Here is a 15,529-nt window from a genome sequence, read left to right on the forward strand (position 1 = left end):
GACGGGGGTTTTATTCGTTAGGCGGTGCGACGTGCGCGGCGCGCTGCCAGTTCGTCGACCGGGTCAGGCGCCGTCGGATCAAACTCCAAGAGCGTGGACTCCACCTCGTGCAAAACCTTGCCGACCGCAATGCCAAACACACCCTGGCCGCGGCTCACAAGGTCGATGACCTCATCGTTGGATGTGCACAGGTAAACAGAAGCGCCATCACTCATCAGCGTGGTGCCCGCAAGATCACGGATGCCGGCAGCGCGAAGCTGCTCAACGGCGGTGCGGATCTGCTGCAGCGAAATGCCGGTGTCAAGAAGTCGCTTCACGAGCTTCAACACCAGGATGTCGCGGAAGCCATAGAGGCGCTGCGACCCAGAACCGGAAGCGCCACGCACGGTGGGCTCTACCAGCTCGGTGCGTGCCCAGTAGTCAAGCTGTCGGTACGTGATGCCGGCAGCCTTCGCTGCCTGCTTGCCCGTGTAACCGACCTCATTGCTCAGCTCCGGCATACCGTCCGTGAAGAGAAGGTCAGCCGTCAACGTGGCATCAGGGTTGCTCGCGTCGAGCTCCATGCCCGCACCTCCTCAAAAGCTTCAACAACTACTTCAAACCTAGAGCAGTGTGTCGCCCGGAACCAGCACATTCGATGCGCGCGTCGCCGCGTGTTTCATCACGGTCCGATTACGACGACAGCATCCGCTCCAGAGCGTTCTGCGTAAACATGCGGCGAACCTCATCCAGGCGGTTTGCCAACTCGGGTGCCAACTCATCAGCGCGCGCCCGCGAGGTCGCGTCGGAGCGTCGCAAATACGCCGCAAGTGCCGACTCAATCAGCGCAACTTCACGCTCAGCGGTCTGCCGCATGCCGCGCACGTGGCGGGGCTCGATACCGTGACGGTCAAGTGCGACGAGAGCGCGCAACAGCGTCACGGCGTCTTCCCCGTACGACTCTGCCGCCACGAGCACACCGGTCGAGATCGCATCGTTCAGCAGCTGCGTGGGCGCAGACGCCGCTGCAAGCAGGTCGGCGCGCTTGTACCGGCGTGCCGACGAGTGGATCGAAGGAGGCACGGGAACATCGGGGCTGTTGCCAGCATCGATATCTGCCAGATGCTCACGAATAACGGAGTGCGGAAGATAGTGGTCACGCTGCAGCGTCAGCGCGAGACGCACCCGCTCAACATCTGCATGTGAAAACTTGCGATAACCGGATTCGGTGCGCGCCGGGTTGACGATTCCTTGAGCCTCAAGAAATCGAAGCTTCGAGCTCGATAACCCGGGAAACTCATTCTCCAAACGCGCAAGAACCTGGCCGATGCTCAGCAGGCCGCCAGCGGAGGAACGTTCGCGTGCGGTGCTCGACATTATGACGCGGAGCTCGAGACGTCAGCGGGCGATGAAAAGAAGTTCATGCGGAACTTGCCGATGCGCAGCTCGGAACCATTCGTGAGCACACCGCGGTCGACGCGCTCCCCCTCGAGGTACGAACCGTTCAGCGAGCGCTGATCGATGAGCTCGAAGACGCCCGCAGCGCGCTGAATCTCCGCGTGACGACGGGACACCGTGACATCGTCGAAGAAAATATCCGCGTCCGGGTGGCGACCAATCGTCGTCACATCGGTGTCAACGAGGTAACGCGCACCGGCGGTTGGGCCGGAGCGAACGATCAGCAGCGCCGCGCCATGAGGCAGCGCCCCGATAGCTTCGAGCTCAACATCTGATAGTTCAACACCAAACGGAATAAACGACAGGTCGGAGTCGTGTCCGAATGTCTGCGTGGTGTCCGTCGCCGCTTCGCGCGGTTCGTGACCGTCGCGGAACGGGTTTTGTCCTTGTACTTCTGACACGCTGGCCTCCTTCCTTCAACCCTATCTGAATTGCTTCCGGGGTCGAGAGCCGAATCTTTTCCATCCCAGTATCTGGGGTGCGATCATACGGATTTCTGCCGCTATTCGCACCCCTATTGCGGGTTCCGCCTCTCTGACGACCGTCCGTGCAACTGGTCAGAGTGCAGCGCAGAGGCAACACCATGATCTTCGGTCTCCGACGTGCGCGCGGCCTTGTAGGCTTATGGCATGCCACATTTCGACGTCGTCATCCTCGGTGCCGGCCCCGGCGGTTACGTCGCGGCCGTGCGAAGCGCACAGCTTGGTCTGAAAACGGCCATCATTGAAGAGAAGTACTGGGGCGGCGTCTGCCTCAACGTGGGATGCATTCCCTCGAAGTCACTGCTGAAGAACGCCGAACTTGCGCACACGCTTGCGCACAAGGCTGATTTCTTCGGTATCACTGGAGAGAACATCTCCATGGACTTTGGTGTGGCTTTCGACCGCAGCCGCGACGTTGCCGACGGCCGCGTCAAGGGCATCCACTACCTGATGAAGAAGAACAAGGTCACCGAATACGACGGCCGCGGTTCCTTCATCGACGCGAAGTCGATCCAGGTCACCCTGAACAACGGCTCGACCGAGACCGTCACGTTTGACAACGTCATCATCGCGACCGGTTCGACCGTGCGCCTGCTGCCTGGCGTTGAACTCAGCGAAAACGTCGTCACGTACGAAAAGCAGATCCTGACGCGCGACCTGCCCGGCTCGATCGTCATCGTCGGCGCTGGTGCCATTGGGATGGAGTTCGCCTACGTGCTCTCCAACTACGGCGTCAAGGTCACCATCATTGAGTTCCTCGACCGCGCTCTTCCCAACGAAGACCCCGACGTCTCGAAGGAAATTCAGAAGCAGTACCGCAACTACGGCATCGACATTCTTACCTCGACCAAGGTTGAGTCGGTCGTAGACGGCGGTTCGTCGGTCACCGTGACCTACACGGGCAAGGACGGCAACACCGCGACCATCGAGACCGACAAGGTTTTGATGTCGGTTGGTTTCGCACCGAACGTCACCGGCTACGGCCTGGAGAACACCGGTGTCGAGCTCACCGAGCGCGGCGCTATTGCCATTGACGACTACATGCGCACGAACGTTTCGCACATCTTCGCAATCGGTGACGTCACCGCCAAACTCCAGCTGGCGCACGTCGCTGAAGCGCAGGGCGTCGTTGCCGCTGAGACGATCGGCAACGCCGAGACGCAGACGCTTGGCGACTACCGCATGATGCCGCGAGCCACGTTCTGCCAGCCGCAGGTCGCATCGTTCGGCCTCACCGAGCAGCAGGCAAAGGACGAGGGCCACGAGATCAAGGTTTCGGTCTTCCCGTTCATGGCAAACGGCAAGGCACACGGCCTCGGCGAGCCCGTCGGTTTCGTCAAGGTCATCGCTGACGCTGAGCACCTCGAACTTCTCGGTGCCCACATGATCGGCCCTGACGTTTCGGAACTCCTGCCTGAACTGACGCTGGCTCAGAAATGGGACCTCACGGCCGTTGAGATGGCACGTAACGTACACACGCACCCGACGCTGTCTGAGGCCCTGCAGGAGACCTTCCACGGTCTCGCAGGCCACATGATCAACTTCTGATCCGACACGCTAAAAGAGGCGGTTCCCTTCGGGGAGCCGCCTCTTTTGTCTATCAGGCTTACTGACCGAGGGCGCGGGCCAGCTTCGACGCCGACGACGCGGCGCGTGCGCCCTGCGCGTAAGCAATGTCACGGGCCGCCGCAAACAACGCGGTGCGAAGCGTGCGGTCGGTGGGGGCTGCGGAGCCAAGCTCAAACTCCCATTCGCGCCACGTACGCTCTGTGCCTTCGCGGAGATCGACAGCAATAACGCGGTCATCGACAAACTCAGCGACCACTCCCCCCTGCGCGTCGCGGAGGATGTAGGCGTCTCGTTCGCTACGGATTCGCGCAAGCGGAACCAGGAGTCCTGGCGCCCACGTGGCTGCGGTTTCGCGAATGGCTTCGGGAATGTCGTGATCGTCGCCCAGCGGCCAGTGCAATTCGACGCGAGCTTCATCGATCAGCGGCCCCTTTAAATGCCAGCCGGCATCAGGGCCACCCGTCCGTCGACGAATCGCGACGCCACGGCGTCCGAGCCCCGCCTCAGCAGTGTCGACGTAGTGGGCGTCGAGGCTGCGGTGTTCCGGCCCTTCCACCGAGGCAATACCAGCTAGCGTTGCCCAATCGGGTACGGCCGTGTCGGCGTCGACGTCGTAGGTGTGCTCGATCTCGATTGAGCGTTCTGGTTCAGTCGTCGGCGGGGTCAAGGGGTTCCGTGGACTCGTCGTAGGCAAAAGCGATCTGTGTTGCGCCGTCGCTGTCGCCGGTGTTCTCTGCGGCACCGACGCGGCGGTAGATCAGCTGCCCCTCGGAATACGGCAGGATGAGTTGCGTTTCGTCAGCATCTTTCATCGGGATGAACTGACCGTCGAGCGGACCGCCCGTGAGTCGTGCAATAGCCATGACCACACTGTAGACCAGGGGTACCGCAACGAGCTACGCCACACGCGAGTGCGCCAGACGTGCACAAATTTCAGGCTCTCATTCTTCTCATTTTCCTCATGAATTCCTCCTGGTTCCGCTGTCGCCATCTTTCAGAAGAAGAGACTGACGGCCAGCGCACCCCACGCCCCAAGAATTAAGAAGGGGCCGAGCGGTATTGCGGAGGCAAGAGTCGCCTTTCGCGCGCCGATCAAGAACACGGCGAATATCGTCGCCGACAGCAGCGCACACACCAGTGCGATGAGGAGGGCAGGCGGGTGCAGCCAGCCGAGAACGGTCGCCAACAGGGCTGCCAGCTTGACGTCACCGCCACCCAACCCGGTGCCGGGAAGCAAAGCGACGGCGAAGAGAACGATACCGGCGGCGACGCCGAGTGCCAGCCCGCGCAGTGCGGCGCCAGCATCAGCCCCAGCAAGCCAAGCGACGAACATGCCAAGGAGCACTCCGACAGCCGTGGGCACAAGGAGAACGTGCGGCAGGAGGTGGTGCGTGAAGTCAGTAATGACCAGGCAAGCACAGGAAAGCGCGAGCCCACTCAGCGTCACAGTAATTACGGCATTACTCACCCACCCGCCTGCGGGGTTGGCGCCTTCAAAACCACCACCAAGCCAGAAGATGAGCGTGAGGGCGACCCCGACGACAGTCAGCCCCACCATGGCGACGGTATGGGCGTGAAGTGCTTCGCGTGTTTTTTGGTGCGTTGACCGCATTGACCCTCCCAGGTGGGAGCGTACTGAGTGCGGCATGCCCGTGGGGTGACTCGCAGCCACCTGTGGACAAAAAAGGATTCGGCCCGGCCTCGTGGGGACGAATGGGCCGGACCGAATCCTGACAGTCTTCAGAAACTGTCTTGGTCTGGTATTGCGGACTCCGCGAAACGAACTAAGGGGTGTTCGACTTCTCGCAGTGCGGATATCCGCGCCAGGGACTTCTTAATCATGAGACAGTTCTCATAAAGATGCAAGTCCATTCGAGAATATTTCCCGGATTTTGTGCACGAGATCGACCCCATCTCGCATCCATCACGCCTTCGCTAGCGATTACCTACAAAGTGATCTGATTAGCCGTCAATAACATCCAAATGAATTGAACAGACATCCCCCACCGCGATGCCTGCCGTCTCTCGGATCGCGCGCTTAATGGGCAGGATGTAGCCCCGCTCTTGCTTGCTCGGGAATATCGAGGTGCTCCACTCCTGATCACCAAGGTGTGCACGCACGCGAACGGAACCAAACCCGCGGGGTGCGCGTGGGATCTCACGAATCATGTCGGAGAGTTCCGTTGGCACCGTGACAAAGGTCCAGGCTTCCGCCTTGGCCTCCCACAACCACAGCGGGGATTCAAACTCGATTCGCATAGCTGAACCCTAACGTCACGGCCTCGTGAAAGCCGATTATCGCCAATGTCTGATCTTCGATGTAGCGTCGTTGGAAAGGTTGATAATATCGAACATACTTTCTAGGATGAGATTATGGCTGTTCCCCTCCGCGCGAGTTCTGCTCCCGCGTCGCTGCAAGGTCTGCGTGAGCAGATTGAGCGTGCTGAACGCCGCCGCGCAGACACCGCAGTCATTCCGGTCTCTGCTCCCCTGGTTCCATTGTTCTTCGATGGCGGCTTAAAACCAGGCGCAACATATTCGATCGATTCATCAATCAGCGTGATGTTGTCTCTCATGGCAGAGCCCTCAACAGGGGGGTCATGGTGTGCGGCGGTGGGTTTTGATTCACTTTCCGCCGAAGCTGCCGAAGGTTTCGGCATCGCGTTGGAGCGTTTTGTTATGGTTCCGCGCCCAGGCGATCGCTGGTTGGCGGTGGTGGCCGCTCTCGCTGAGGTCATTCCGGTGATCGCGATCCGTCCGCCACATCGGCCTCGCGATGCTGATGTGGCTCGTCTCAGCGCCCGATTGCGCGAACGCGGCGGGGTTCTCTTAGTGCTCGGTGAGTGGCCTGGCACGGAGGCGACGCTGTCGATCTCGGAGAGCAATTGGCGTGGCATTGGCAACGGATACGGGGCGTTACAGTCACGCGCCGTAACCATCTCAGCCCGCGGACGGCGGTTTCCCGCGACCCGCCGCACCCGAGTATTACTTCCTGGCCCCACCGGCGCCGTGGTTCCGTTCACTCCCCCGGCTGCCCCCGTTCTGGCGCCGGTCGACACGGCTCCCACCGATCGTCGCGCACATCTCACGGCTCTCGCATGACAACGACAACCACACCTCCACCACAGCGCACGATCGCCCTGTGGTTTCCCGATTGGCCGGTAACAGCGCGTGCGCTCACGACGCCAACCGGCTGGATCCCCGACGCCCCCGTTGCCGTCACCCACGGCAATACCATCGTGGCGTGTTCCGCAGCGGCCCGCGCTGCCGGCGTGCGACGCGGGCAACGACGCCGCGACGCACAGGCGACGTGTGCTGACCTCCGTCTCATGCCGCATGACCCTGATCGTGATGCGCGCGCGTTTAGCCCCGTCGTCTCCCGCGTTGAGGCGCAGGCTCCTGGCGTTCACATTGTGCGTCCTGGGTTATGCATGCTGCGTTCCCGTGGCCCTTCCCGGTACTACGGAGGCGAACGAGAAGCCGCACGTGTACTCATTGAAGCGGCGCGAGAACACGGCGTAGATACCGTTCATGCAGGTATCGCTGATGGCCCGTTTACGGCCGAGCAAGCAGCACGCACTGCTCTCGTTGATGCCGCAGAACAGCGCATTCGCATCGTCGCTGTCGGCGAGGCTGCGACTTTTCTCGCCCCCCTTCCGATCGCAATTCTCGACGACTCCGATATCGCCAGTCTGCTCTCGCGCCTCGGCGTGCATACGCTCGGACAGTTTGCCGCACTTGATGAAGCGCTCGTGAGAGACCGCCTCTCGGCGCGCGGGGCGCTGTTGCAGGCGTTGGCAGGCGGGCGCGATTCGCGAGAGATGACGCCGCGCGTGCCGCCACCAGAGCTTGCTCGTGAAATCGCTTTTGAGCCGCCGCTGGAGATTGCGGAGCAGGTCGCGTTTGCCGTACGCCAAACGGCCGATGAGGTTATCGCTGCGGTCGCCGCTGCGGCGTTGGTGTGCACAGAGATTCGTGTTGAGTTCACCGATGATCGCGACATCATGTCTGACCGCGTATGGCTTCATCCAACATGTTTTGATGCCGCAGCCCTCGTTGACCGCGTGCGTTGGCAACTCCAGGCGGCATGGGAAAAATCAGATCAGGTGCAGAACCCGATCGCGAAGGTGAGGCTGATTCCGGAGGCGGTGGATAGTGCCGTGCACCATCAGCCCGCGCTCGTCGGGCGAGGGCCAGACCAGCGTGTTCACCATGCGCTCTCCCGCGTGCAGGCAATTCTCGGGCATCGGGGCGTGGTGACCGCTGAGATCACTGGCGGACGACTTCTCGATGACCGCCAGCACATGGTTCCGTGGGGCGACCGTGTTGTGACAACTGCCGCGCGCGACCGCCCGTGGCCCGGCCACCTCGAGCCTCCACTACCGACAACACTGGCACCGGATGACCAAATCGATGTGTTGACCGCGACCGGAGAACGTGTGCATGTCACCGACCGGGGCGACACCACCGGAACCCCAGAGTATTTCGTCGTCGGGCGCCAGCGCCTCCGGCTTTCTTCCTGGGCGGGTCCGTGGCCACTCGCGGAGCGTTTCTGGCTGGAGCAACAGCCGCGATATCGCTTTCAGGTCGTGGATGAGCACTCTCGTGCATGGGTGGTGCTGTACGACGACGCCCGGTGGCGCGCCGAAGGGAGGTATGACTGATGGGTTTTTCGAATCCCCCCATCTCATGGTCCGAACTCGAGCGCACGCTCACCGAAACCCGGCGCGCCAAGACGACGCCCACCGGTGCGGACGGCGGCGATTCCCCCGCTTGGTCGCACAAGCGCGGTGAATACGTTGCCCCGCCAAGGCAACGGCCTGACGATGCGGTTCCGTATGCAGAGCTACACGCACACTCTTCGTTCTCCTTTCTCGATGGCGCTTCTAGCCCGGAAGAACTCGTCGAAGAGGCAGATCGTCTTGGGCTCCACGCGATGGCGATAACCGATCATGACGGCTTCTACGGCATCGTGCGGTTCGCGGAGGCTGCCGAGCAAACTGACCTCAAGACTGTGTTTGGTAGCGAACTGTCGTTGCAATTGCCGAGCAGACAAAACGGTGAGGCTGATCCGGTTGGCACGCATTTGTTGGTGCTCGCGCGGGGTGAGCAAGGCTATCACCGGCTTGCAGGCGCTCTCACCCGTGGCCAGCTGCAGGGCGGGCAAAAAGGACGCCCTGTGTATGTCTGGGAAGAACTTGCCGCGGCTTCTGGCCAGGAGTGGGCCGTTCTTACCGGCTGTAGAAAGAGCTCGGTGCGCCAAGCGCTGGACATCAGCGAAAGCGCCGCTTCACAAGAACTTGATCGCCTCACCGCGCTCTTCGGCCACGACAATGTGTACGTCGAACTCACCGATCAGGGAGATCCGCGTGACACCGCGCGCAACGATGCCCTTGCCGCGCTCGCAGTCAAACATCGCCTCCCAACCCTTGCCACAAACAACGTGCACTACGCCACGCCCCCGCAAGCCCGGTTGCACGCTGCGGTCGCTGCGGTACGCGCAAACCGCAGCATGGAAGAGCTCGACGGGTGGCTCCCCGCAAGCGGCGGCGCGTTCCTGCGCTCAGGCGCGGAGATGACGGCACGGTTCCGGCGCTACCCAGGGGCGGTAGCAAACACGGTGACGCTGGCCGACGAAGTGGCTTTTCCCCTCCGCCGAGCGCGTCCTGCACTCCCCAAACAGGAGGTTCCTGACGGCCACACGCCGATGAGTTGGCTTCGCCACCTGGTGTGGGAGGCGGTGCCAGACAAATACCCCAACCTGACGCCAGAAGATCGAGATCGCATCAATAGAGAGCTCGATGTGATCGAGCGTAAAGATTTTCCTGGCTATTTCCTCATCGTCCACGACATCGTGCAAGAAGCACGGCGGCGTGGCATCCTCTGTCAGGGCCGCGGTTCTGCGGCAAACAGCGCGGTGTGTTATCTCCTCCATATCACCGCCGTGGATGCGATCGCGTACGGCCTGCCGTTTGAGCGCTTCTTATCGACTCTTCGTCATGAAGAGCCGGATATCGACGTCGACTTTGACTCCGATCGTCGCGAAGAAATTATTCAGTGGGTGTACGGCCGGTACGGGCGTGAGCGCGCTGCACAGGTCGCCAACGTCATTCAGTACCGCCCCAAGAATGCGGTGCGCGATATGGCTAAGGCGCTGGGGTACTCCACAGGTCAACAGGACGCCTGGTCGAAGCAGGTCGAGCGTTGGGGTGCCGAGCTGTCAACCCAAACCGCTCACGATATTCCCGACCAGGTCATCGAGTACGCCACTGAACTTCTCAAAGCACCGCGACACCTGGGTATTCACTCGGGTGGCATGGTGCTCACGGATCGCCCGGTCGGTGAGGTCGTACCTGTCGAACACGCCACAAAAGAGAACCGCACCGTCATTCAGTGGGACAAAGACGACGCCGCTTGGATGGGGCTCGTGAAGTTTGATCTGCTCGGCCTTGGCATGCTGGCCGCCCTCCAACACTGCTTCGACCTCATCGCTGAGACCACGGGTGAGCGCTGGGCGCTCGACACCATCCCCAAAGAAGAAAAGGGCGTGTACGACATGCTGTGCCGCGCCGACTCTATCGGCGTCTTCCAGGTTGAGTCCCGCGCACAAATGGGTCTCCTCCCCCGTCTCCAGCCACGCCGGTTCTACGAACTCGTCATTCAGATCGCCCTGATTCGTCCCGGCCCCATTCAAGGTGGTGCGGTACACCCGTTCGTGCGGCGCAAGCTGGGCCAGGAGAAGGTCACGTACCCGCACCCCAAGCTCAAGCCCGTGCTGGAGCGCACCATGGGCATACCGGTCTTCCAAGAGCAGCTCATGCAGATGGCTATGGCCATCGGTAACTGTTCTGGTGAAGACGCCGATCTCCTTCGTCGTGCGATGGGTTCCAAGCGGGGGCTTGAGCGTATCGATTCATTGAAAGAGAAGCTGTATGCCGGTATGGCGAGCAACGGGCTGAGCGGCGAAGAAGCCGACGCGATCTACACAAAGATTCAAGCGTTCGCGAACTTCGGGTTCGCCGAATCCCACTCGCTCTCGTTCGGGCTTTTGGTGTACGCCAGTTCCTGGCTCAAGTTGCACTATCCAGCCGCGTTTCTCGCCGGACTCCTCCGCTCCCAGCCGATGGGGTTCTACTCGCCAGCGACTCTAGTTGCTGACGCCCGCCGTCATGGCGTGCAGGTCTTACGTCCTGATCTCGCGCTCTCCGAAGCCACCGACGGCATGGAAGCGCTGGGCGATGACACCTCGCCCACCGGACTCGAGCAGTGCACGCATCGAGAACAATCGCCCGTCGGCGTCTTCGACATCAACGAGCCAGAAGATACCGCACGGCATCGTCGCGATGGCGCTTTTGCGGTCAGGCTCGGTCTCGCCGGTGTGACAGGTGTCGGTGAGACAACCGCGCAACGCATCGTGAGTGAGCGGCGCCAGAACGGCATGTTCCGCGACCTTCACGATCTGGTGCGCCGCACCGGCGTCACCTCGACGCAAGTCGAAGCACTAGCCACAGCCGGTGCCTTCGATTGCCTCGGTATTTCGCGGCGCGAAGCGCTCTGGCTTGCAGGCAACGCGGCGCTTGACCGCCCCGAGTTTCTCCCCGGTACCGTCATGGCTGTGCAGCCGCCGCTGTTCACCGATCCCACGAGCTACGAGACGCTTGCATCCGATCTCTGGGCAACCGGAGTATCCACCACCGACCATCCGATGACACATTTCCGCGCACAGCTTGATGCACGCGGGGTTCTCACCTCACGAGAATTGCGGAACCATGAGAATGAGCGCCGCGTGTACGTTGCGGGGCTCGTGACACACCGACAGCGCCCGGCAACGGCCTCAGGCATCACCTTCATCAACCTCGAAGACGAAGCCGGACTCACCAACGTGATCTGTTCCGTCGGCGTATGGCAAAAGTATCGTGCCATCGTGCGCGACTCCCCCGCGCTCATTGCGCGCGGCATTTTGGAGCGTTCCCCTGAGGGCGTCACGAACCTCATCGCGGATGCCTTCGAAGACCTCCGGGTGGGGCTACAGCACAACTCACGAGACTTCCGCTGATTCCCTGCCAACGACAACAGACACACGCCCACGTCGTCGCCGGCTTCTGCCATGGTTCCGGAAACGCATGGGGGCCCGGGTGCGGAAACGCATCCGGGCCCCCATGGCGGTGAACTCCTTACGCGGCAGCGATATCAGGCTGCTGCGCCCACAGGTCGGGTCCGAAAACCTCGTAGTGGATGCGGTCGCTCGCCACCCCGCGGCTGATCAGGGTGGTGCGCGCTGCCTGCATGAAGGCGAGCGGACCACACATGAATACGCGTGGGTTCACCGGCAGGTCAACATCGTCGAGGTTCATGTAGCCGGGCTTTGCCGGGTGGATCGTCGGCGCAACATCGGCACCCGCCTCGTACCAGTTCTGCGCCTTGGCGTCACCCATTGACACGATCTGGCTCCGCAACGATGAGTACAGTGCGTGCGAGTCGTGGTCGCGGTCGGCGTGGAACAGACGCACGGTGCGGTCGGGCTGACGGCGCGACAGGTCTTCCAAGATCGCGGCGACCGGCGTGATGCCGATGCCCGCCGACACCAGAACAAGCGGCTCGTCCGAGTTGTCGAGCACGACGTCACCGGCAGGTTGCGACAGTTGCAGAACGGTTCCGGGCTTCGCGTTCTCGTACAACCACGTCGACACCTGGCCATCCGGAGTGCCGTTCACACCGTGCACACGCTTGATCGTGACGCGCAGGGCGTCTCCGCGGGGTCCAGACGAGATCGTGTACTGGCGGGGCTGGCGCGTTCCATCCGGAAGGTCAACGGCGATAGCCACGTACTGGCCAGTGGTGTGCGCAGGTGTCTCACCACTAAGCGGCGCGAGAACGAGCGAGAATGCATCGCCAGATTCTTCAGAACGCTCAACGACACGGTATTCGCGCCACGGGTCATCCGGGTTGGTGCCGCCGAGTGCGTACAGTTTTGCTTCCTCGGCAATGAGAGCCGTGGCAAAAAGCCAGTACACCTCGTCCCATGCGGCGCGCACTTCCGGTGTGACCGCATCGCCGAGCACGGTGCCGACGGCGTCAAGGAGGTGGCGTCCGACGATCGTGTACGAACGCGCCGGAATGCCAAGCGAGACGTGCTTGTGCGCGATGCGCCGCATGACGGGCGAGAAATCCGGGGCATCCGGTGTGATGAGCTGGACGGCAAATGCAACGACAGACGCGGCCAGAGCCTTCGGCTGCTCGCCAATGGCCTGGTTGGCGCGGTTGAACACGTTCAGCAGTTCCGGGTGCGCTTCGAACATCGCCGGGTAGAACACACGGGTGATGGCTTCAGCGTGTTCTGCGACGACGCCAGCGGTCGCGGCGACGATGGCTTCCGACGCGGGTGAGAGCTTCATGGCTGTCCTTTTCTCGTTGCGGTTTCAGCAGCAGTTCCACTGTCGCCCGGATGCGTCGCGGCGATGATTTTTTTCACCGTTTTTATCCGGTCGCCCGCCCAGCGATCGTGCACATTCACGACCTACCTTGGAGACATGCCTCGTCGTGCCCATGATTTTCGCGGGCTCACCCAGCCGCGTCGATTGATTCTGCTTCGCGCTGTGCATCAAGTCCCCGGACGACGTGCTGGTGAGTTGGCCTCCGAAACCGGCATCCCGCTCAATACGGTGCGCGATCACTTGCGCGTGCTCGAAGATGAGGGTCTGATTCGCGTCGACACCGTTCAGGTGGGCACGGCAGGTCGCCCACCAGTGACCTACCACCCCGTCCGCGACGCCGCCGCCCACCCGGTGGCGCATGCACGCATCGAAGGCGCACACGAACGCGGACGCCTGCTGCGGGCGATCACCCCGGCAGAAGCCTCCCCGCTCGATGAGCCTGCGCAGCGCCAACTTGACGTCCTCTACGAGCACCTCGACGACGCCGGCCTCGAACCACACATCGACGAAGCATCATTGACGTTTGAACTCGCGCCGTGCCGATACCACGACATGATTGACGAGGATCGCGCACTGGTGTGCGGCGTGCACGCCCGTCTCGTACAGGACGTGCTCCGCCAGAGCGAAGGACCGCTTGCGCTCCGCAAACTTCAGCCCTTCGTCACCGCGCATCAGTGCCGTGTGATGCTTACCCGCCGCGCGGACACGGCGGGCCGCGCCGACACGACTCGCACCGCCGGCCCGAGCGTAACCACCGCGACAAACACCTCAGGTCAGCGGGCCACACCCGCTCACGACGCAGGGCACTGAGCCACCACAGGCACACCGGCGAATCGATCACCTGTCCACGTCATCAGGTCGCTCATCAACTGTGTGTCGGCAACGAGCCCCATATGGTCAGCGCCCGGGTACTCGCGGTAATCAATCACCTGCCCGGCATCACACTGATCGGCAACGTAGCCTTCCTGCATCGTCGGTAACACCAGGGTGTCGGTCAGTCCTTGCGCCAGCAGTACCGGCGCAAGGATCCGCATGCGCGGCACGTTGGCGGTAGCCTGCGCACCCAACGCACCCTTGCCAGGCGACTGCGCCCAGACGGTTCCGTCAGCGCTCAACGCAGTTGCTAACGACACCAACGTCGCCGGGTCGGTCAAACACCGTGCGTGCATTTCCTGCATCATCAGTTGCGCACCAGGACGCACGTAGTCCTGCGATTCGACGTTGTCGTACGTCCCGGCGTACGCGGCCAGAGCGAAAGACCCAAAAACGGAACCAATGGGCGCGTCAGCGATGCCGGTCAACAACACGGGCAGGTCGCTGGCAGGCGCCATTGCGGCCACTCCCACGATGGACAGTTCCGGGGCGTATGTCGAGGCGAGACCACCCGCCCACAAGCTGGCGTGCCCGCCCTGCGAGTGTCCCCACACGACGGTATCGCCGGCGAGCGATGTGTGCTCAAGCTGGCTGGCAGCACGCACCGCATCAAGCACTGCTCGTCCTTCGCCTTCACCGATCAGATACGGTTGCACTCCGCTGGTACCGAGACCCGGATAATCCGTCGCGACGATACTCCATCCCGCCGAAAGCACAGCGTCAGTGGCAGGCATGCCACCGGCAACAAACGGGTGCGGCAGCAACGAAGGCGCGCAGCCGACCGCGAAGCCGGTCGTGCCGTGTGCCCACGCGATGACCGGGCTCGCCTTGGCACCCTTCGGGCTCACAACAAGACCGGAGGCAACGATCACCTCGTCATCCCCATTTGTCGTGGTGTACAAAATCTTCCAGCCTTCGGAACCATCGGGCACGTCGCGCTCAAATGGTTCCGATGCGAGCAAAATTCCGGGCTCCGCTGGCAGATGTGCGGGCGCATCGTAGAAGGGGCCGGGTTGGGGCGTGCCGCTCAGCGCGAGGCTACCCACAAGCAGCGCTACCGAGCCGGTGAAGGCGAGGGTTGCGGCGATTGAACCGCGCAAACGTGCACCCCGACTGCGCGCGACGGCGGCACCGCCGGAGCCTGGGGTGTTGCGAATTCGGCCTCGCCAGGCACGCATGAGTAGCGAAGCACCAAAAAGCACCAGCTGCACACCGAAGATGGCAGCGACAACGAAAACCGTGGCATCCGGCCAGGCCAGAGCCGTGATCGCGAGCAGGATCGCGGCGATACCGGAGACGACGCTGGCGAAGCGTTCTGGGCGACTCCCCCGCACGGCCTGCACGATTCTACTGACACCGGTGATCGCGAGCGAGGCGGCCACCAGCGCGACCAGCATGGTGATCGTCAGCCCCGGCCAAAAGAGGACGAGGGCGGCGACCACGAACCAGGCAACGCCGCGCACAACGCGCGCCCACAGCGGGCCCGCAGACACCACCTCGGCGACAGCCGCGAGGAGTAAGGCACCGACGAGCACAACGATGAGCACGCCCCACGACAGGAACGGGCGAAACATCACGTAGAGGCCCGCAAGAACGCAGACCACACCCAGCACGGCCCCGAGCCAGCGTGGTGGTGTCGGGAGCCGTCGATAGGTCGTTCGTAGCCAGGTAAATACTCCCGCGCGCGGTTGGGCGGAGGTCGGATCGGACGTCACGTCACACTCGTTTCGCGGG

The 15,529-nt window shown here is 62.4% G+C and carries 14 protein-coding genes; 5 read left to right on the forward strand and 9 right to left on the reverse strand.

The window, feature by feature from the left end:
- Window positions 1–17: 17 nt before the first annotated feature.
- The 3 genes from KTJ77_RS07560 to KTJ77_RS07570 form a co-directional block, all read right to left on the reverse strand.
- Window positions 18–563 carry a MerR family transcriptional regulator gene (locus tag KTJ77_RS07560; RefSeq protein WP_147825878.1) on the reverse strand — a complete coding sequence of 182 codons (546 nt, stop codon included), beginning with the start codon at window positions 561–563 and terminating at the stop codon, window positions 18–20.
- 109 nt (window positions 564–672) lie between these two features.
- Entirely contained in the window at window positions 673–1,359 is a 687-nt protein-coding gene (locus KTJ77_RS07565) for a MerR family transcriptional regulator (RefSeq protein ID WP_217338394.1), read from the reverse strand.
- Window positions 1,356–1,838: an FHA domain-containing protein gene (locus KTJ77_RS07570; RefSeq protein ID WP_217337802.1), complete on the reverse strand. Its 483-nt coding sequence runs from the start codon at window positions 1,836–1,838 to the stop codon at window positions 1,356–1,358. Before KTJ77_RS07570 ends, KTJ77_RS07565 begins: the two co-directional genes overlap by 4 nt.
- A 228-nt stretch (window positions 1,839–2,066) precedes the next feature.
- On the opposite strand from KTJ77_RS07570, the gene lpdA reads away from it, so the two are divergent.
- Complete coding sequence (gene lpdA / locus KTJ77_RS07575; RefSeq protein WP_217337803.1) at window positions 2,067–3,467, forward strand: dihydrolipoyl dehydrogenase; 1,401 nt, start codon at window positions 2,067–2,069, stop codon at window positions 3,465–3,467.
- A 58-nt stretch (window positions 3,468–3,525) separates the two neighbouring features.
- On the opposite strand, the gene KTJ77_RS07580 is transcribed toward lpdA, so the two are convergent.
- From KTJ77_RS07580 to KTJ77_RS07595, 4 genes are all read right to left on the reverse strand, one after another.
- Entirely contained in the window at window positions 3,526–4,155 is a 630-nt protein-coding gene (locus tag KTJ77_RS07580) for a CYTH domain-containing protein (protein WP_217337804.1), read from the reverse strand.
- Window positions 4,136–4,351 carry a response regulator gene (locus tag KTJ77_RS07585; protein ID WP_217337805.1) on the reverse strand — a complete coding sequence of 72 codons (216 nt, stop codon included), beginning with the start codon at window positions 4,349–4,351 and terminating at the stop codon, window positions 4,136–4,138. Before KTJ77_RS07585 ends, KTJ77_RS07580 begins: the two co-directional genes overlap by 20 nt.
- A gap of 131 nt (window positions 4,352–4,482) precedes the next feature.
- Window positions 4,483–5,046, reverse strand: coding sequence for a prepilin peptidase (locus KTJ77_RS07590; protein ID WP_217337806.1), 564 nt, complete (start codon window positions 5,044–5,046; stop codon window positions 4,483–4,485).
- A 404-nt stretch (window positions 5,047–5,450) separates the two neighbouring features.
- Window positions 5,451–5,747 (reverse strand): DUF1905 domain-containing protein, encoded by a 297-nt coding sequence (locus tag KTJ77_RS07595; RefSeq protein ID WP_217337807.1) that lies wholly within the window; start codon window positions 5,745–5,747, stop codon window positions 5,451–5,453.
- Window positions 5,748–5,861: 114 nt separating this feature from the next.
- On the opposite strand from KTJ77_RS07595, the gene KTJ77_RS07600 reads away from it, so the two are divergent.
- From KTJ77_RS07600 to KTJ77_RS07610, 3 genes are read left to right on the forward strand one after another with little or no spacing between them, the layout of a single operon-like run.
- Window positions 5,862–6,590: a hypothetical protein gene (locus KTJ77_RS07600; protein ID WP_217337808.1), complete on the forward strand. Its 729-nt coding sequence runs from the start codon at window positions 5,862–5,864 to the stop codon at window positions 6,588–6,590.
- Window positions 6,587–8,152 (forward strand): DNA polymerase Y family protein, encoded by a 1,566-nt coding sequence (locus KTJ77_RS07605; RefSeq protein ID WP_217337809.1) that lies wholly within the window; start codon window positions 6,587–6,589, stop codon window positions 8,150–8,152. The genes KTJ77_RS07600 and KTJ77_RS07605 overlap by 4 nt, the downstream gene beginning before the upstream one ends.
- Window positions 8,152–11,544, forward strand: a complete 3,393-nt coding sequence (locus KTJ77_RS07610) for an error-prone DNA polymerase (RefSeq protein ID WP_217337810.1) — start codon at window positions 8,152–8,154, stop codon at window positions 11,542–11,544. Before KTJ77_RS07605 ends, KTJ77_RS07610 begins: the two co-directional genes overlap by 1 nt.
- A gap of 118 nt (window positions 11,545–11,662) precedes the next feature.
- On the opposite strand, the gene KTJ77_RS07615 is transcribed toward KTJ77_RS07610, so the two are convergent.
- Window positions 11,663–12,883: a globin domain-containing protein gene (locus KTJ77_RS07615; RefSeq protein ID WP_217337811.1), complete on the reverse strand. Its 1,221-nt coding sequence runs from the start codon at window positions 12,881–12,883 to the stop codon at window positions 11,663–11,665.
- Between the two features lie 135 nt (window positions 12,884–13,018).
- Between KTJ77_RS07615 and KTJ77_RS07620 the strand changes: the two genes are divergently transcribed.
- Window positions 13,019–13,732, forward strand: coding sequence for a helix-turn-helix domain-containing protein (locus KTJ77_RS07620; protein ID WP_217337812.1), 714 nt, complete (start codon window positions 13,019–13,021; stop codon window positions 13,730–13,732).
- Here KTJ77_RS07620 and KTJ77_RS07625 read toward each other — a convergent pair.
- Window positions 13,714–15,510, reverse strand: coding sequence for a lipase family protein (locus tag KTJ77_RS07625; protein ID WP_217337813.1), 1,797 nt, complete (start codon window positions 15,508–15,510; stop codon window positions 13,714–13,716). The two genes, KTJ77_RS07620 and KTJ77_RS07625, sit on opposite strands and share 19 nt — an antisense overlap.
- Window positions 15,511–15,529: the final 19 nt, after the last annotated feature.

The organism is Microbacterium sp. NC79, from assembly GCF_019061125.1.
Classification (GTDB): Bacteria; Actinomycetota; Actinomycetes; order Actinomycetales; family Microbacteriaceae; genus Microbacterium.

Bases quoted from the DNA above. Each gene is read 5' to 3' on its own strand.
- KTJ77_RS07615 (WP_217337811.1), bottom strand. From the start codon at position 12,883: ATGAAGCTCTCACCCGCGTCGGAAGCCATCGTCGCCGCGACCGCTGGC.
- KTJ77_RS07605 (WP_217337809.1), top strand. From the start codon at position 6,587: ATGACAACGACAACCACACCTCCACCACAGCGCACGATCGCCCTGTGG.
- KTJ77_RS07610 (WP_217337810.1), top strand. From the start codon at position 8,152: ATGGGTTTTTCGAATCCCCCCATCTCATGGTCCGAACTCGAGCGCACG.
- KTJ77_RS07620 (WP_217337812.1), top strand. From the start codon at position 13,019: ATGCCTCGTCGTGCCCATGATTTTCGCGGGCTCACCCAGCCGCGTCGA.
- lpdA (WP_217337803.1), top strand. From the start codon at position 2,067: ATGCCACATTTCGACGTCGTCATCCTCGGTGCCGGCCCCGGCGGTTAC.
- KTJ77_RS07585 (WP_217337805.1), bottom strand. From the start codon at position 4,351: ATGGCTATTGCACGACTCACGGGCGGTCCGCTCGACGGTCAGTTCATC.
- KTJ77_RS07560 (WP_147825878.1), bottom strand. From the start codon at position 563: ATGGAGCTCGACGCGAGCAACCCTGATGCCACGTTGACGGCTGACCTT.
- KTJ77_RS07590 (WP_217337806.1), bottom strand. From the start codon at position 5,046: ATGGTGGGGCTGACTGTCGTCGGGGTCGCCCTCACGCTCATCTTCTGG.
- KTJ77_RS07595 (WP_217337807.1), bottom strand. From the start codon at position 5,747: ATGCGAATCGAGTTTGAATCCCCGCTGTGGTTGTGGGAGGCCAAGGCG.
- KTJ77_RS07600 (WP_217337808.1), top strand. From the start codon at position 5,862: ATGGCTGTTCCCCTCCGCGCGAGTTCTGCTCCCGCGTCGCTGCAAGGT.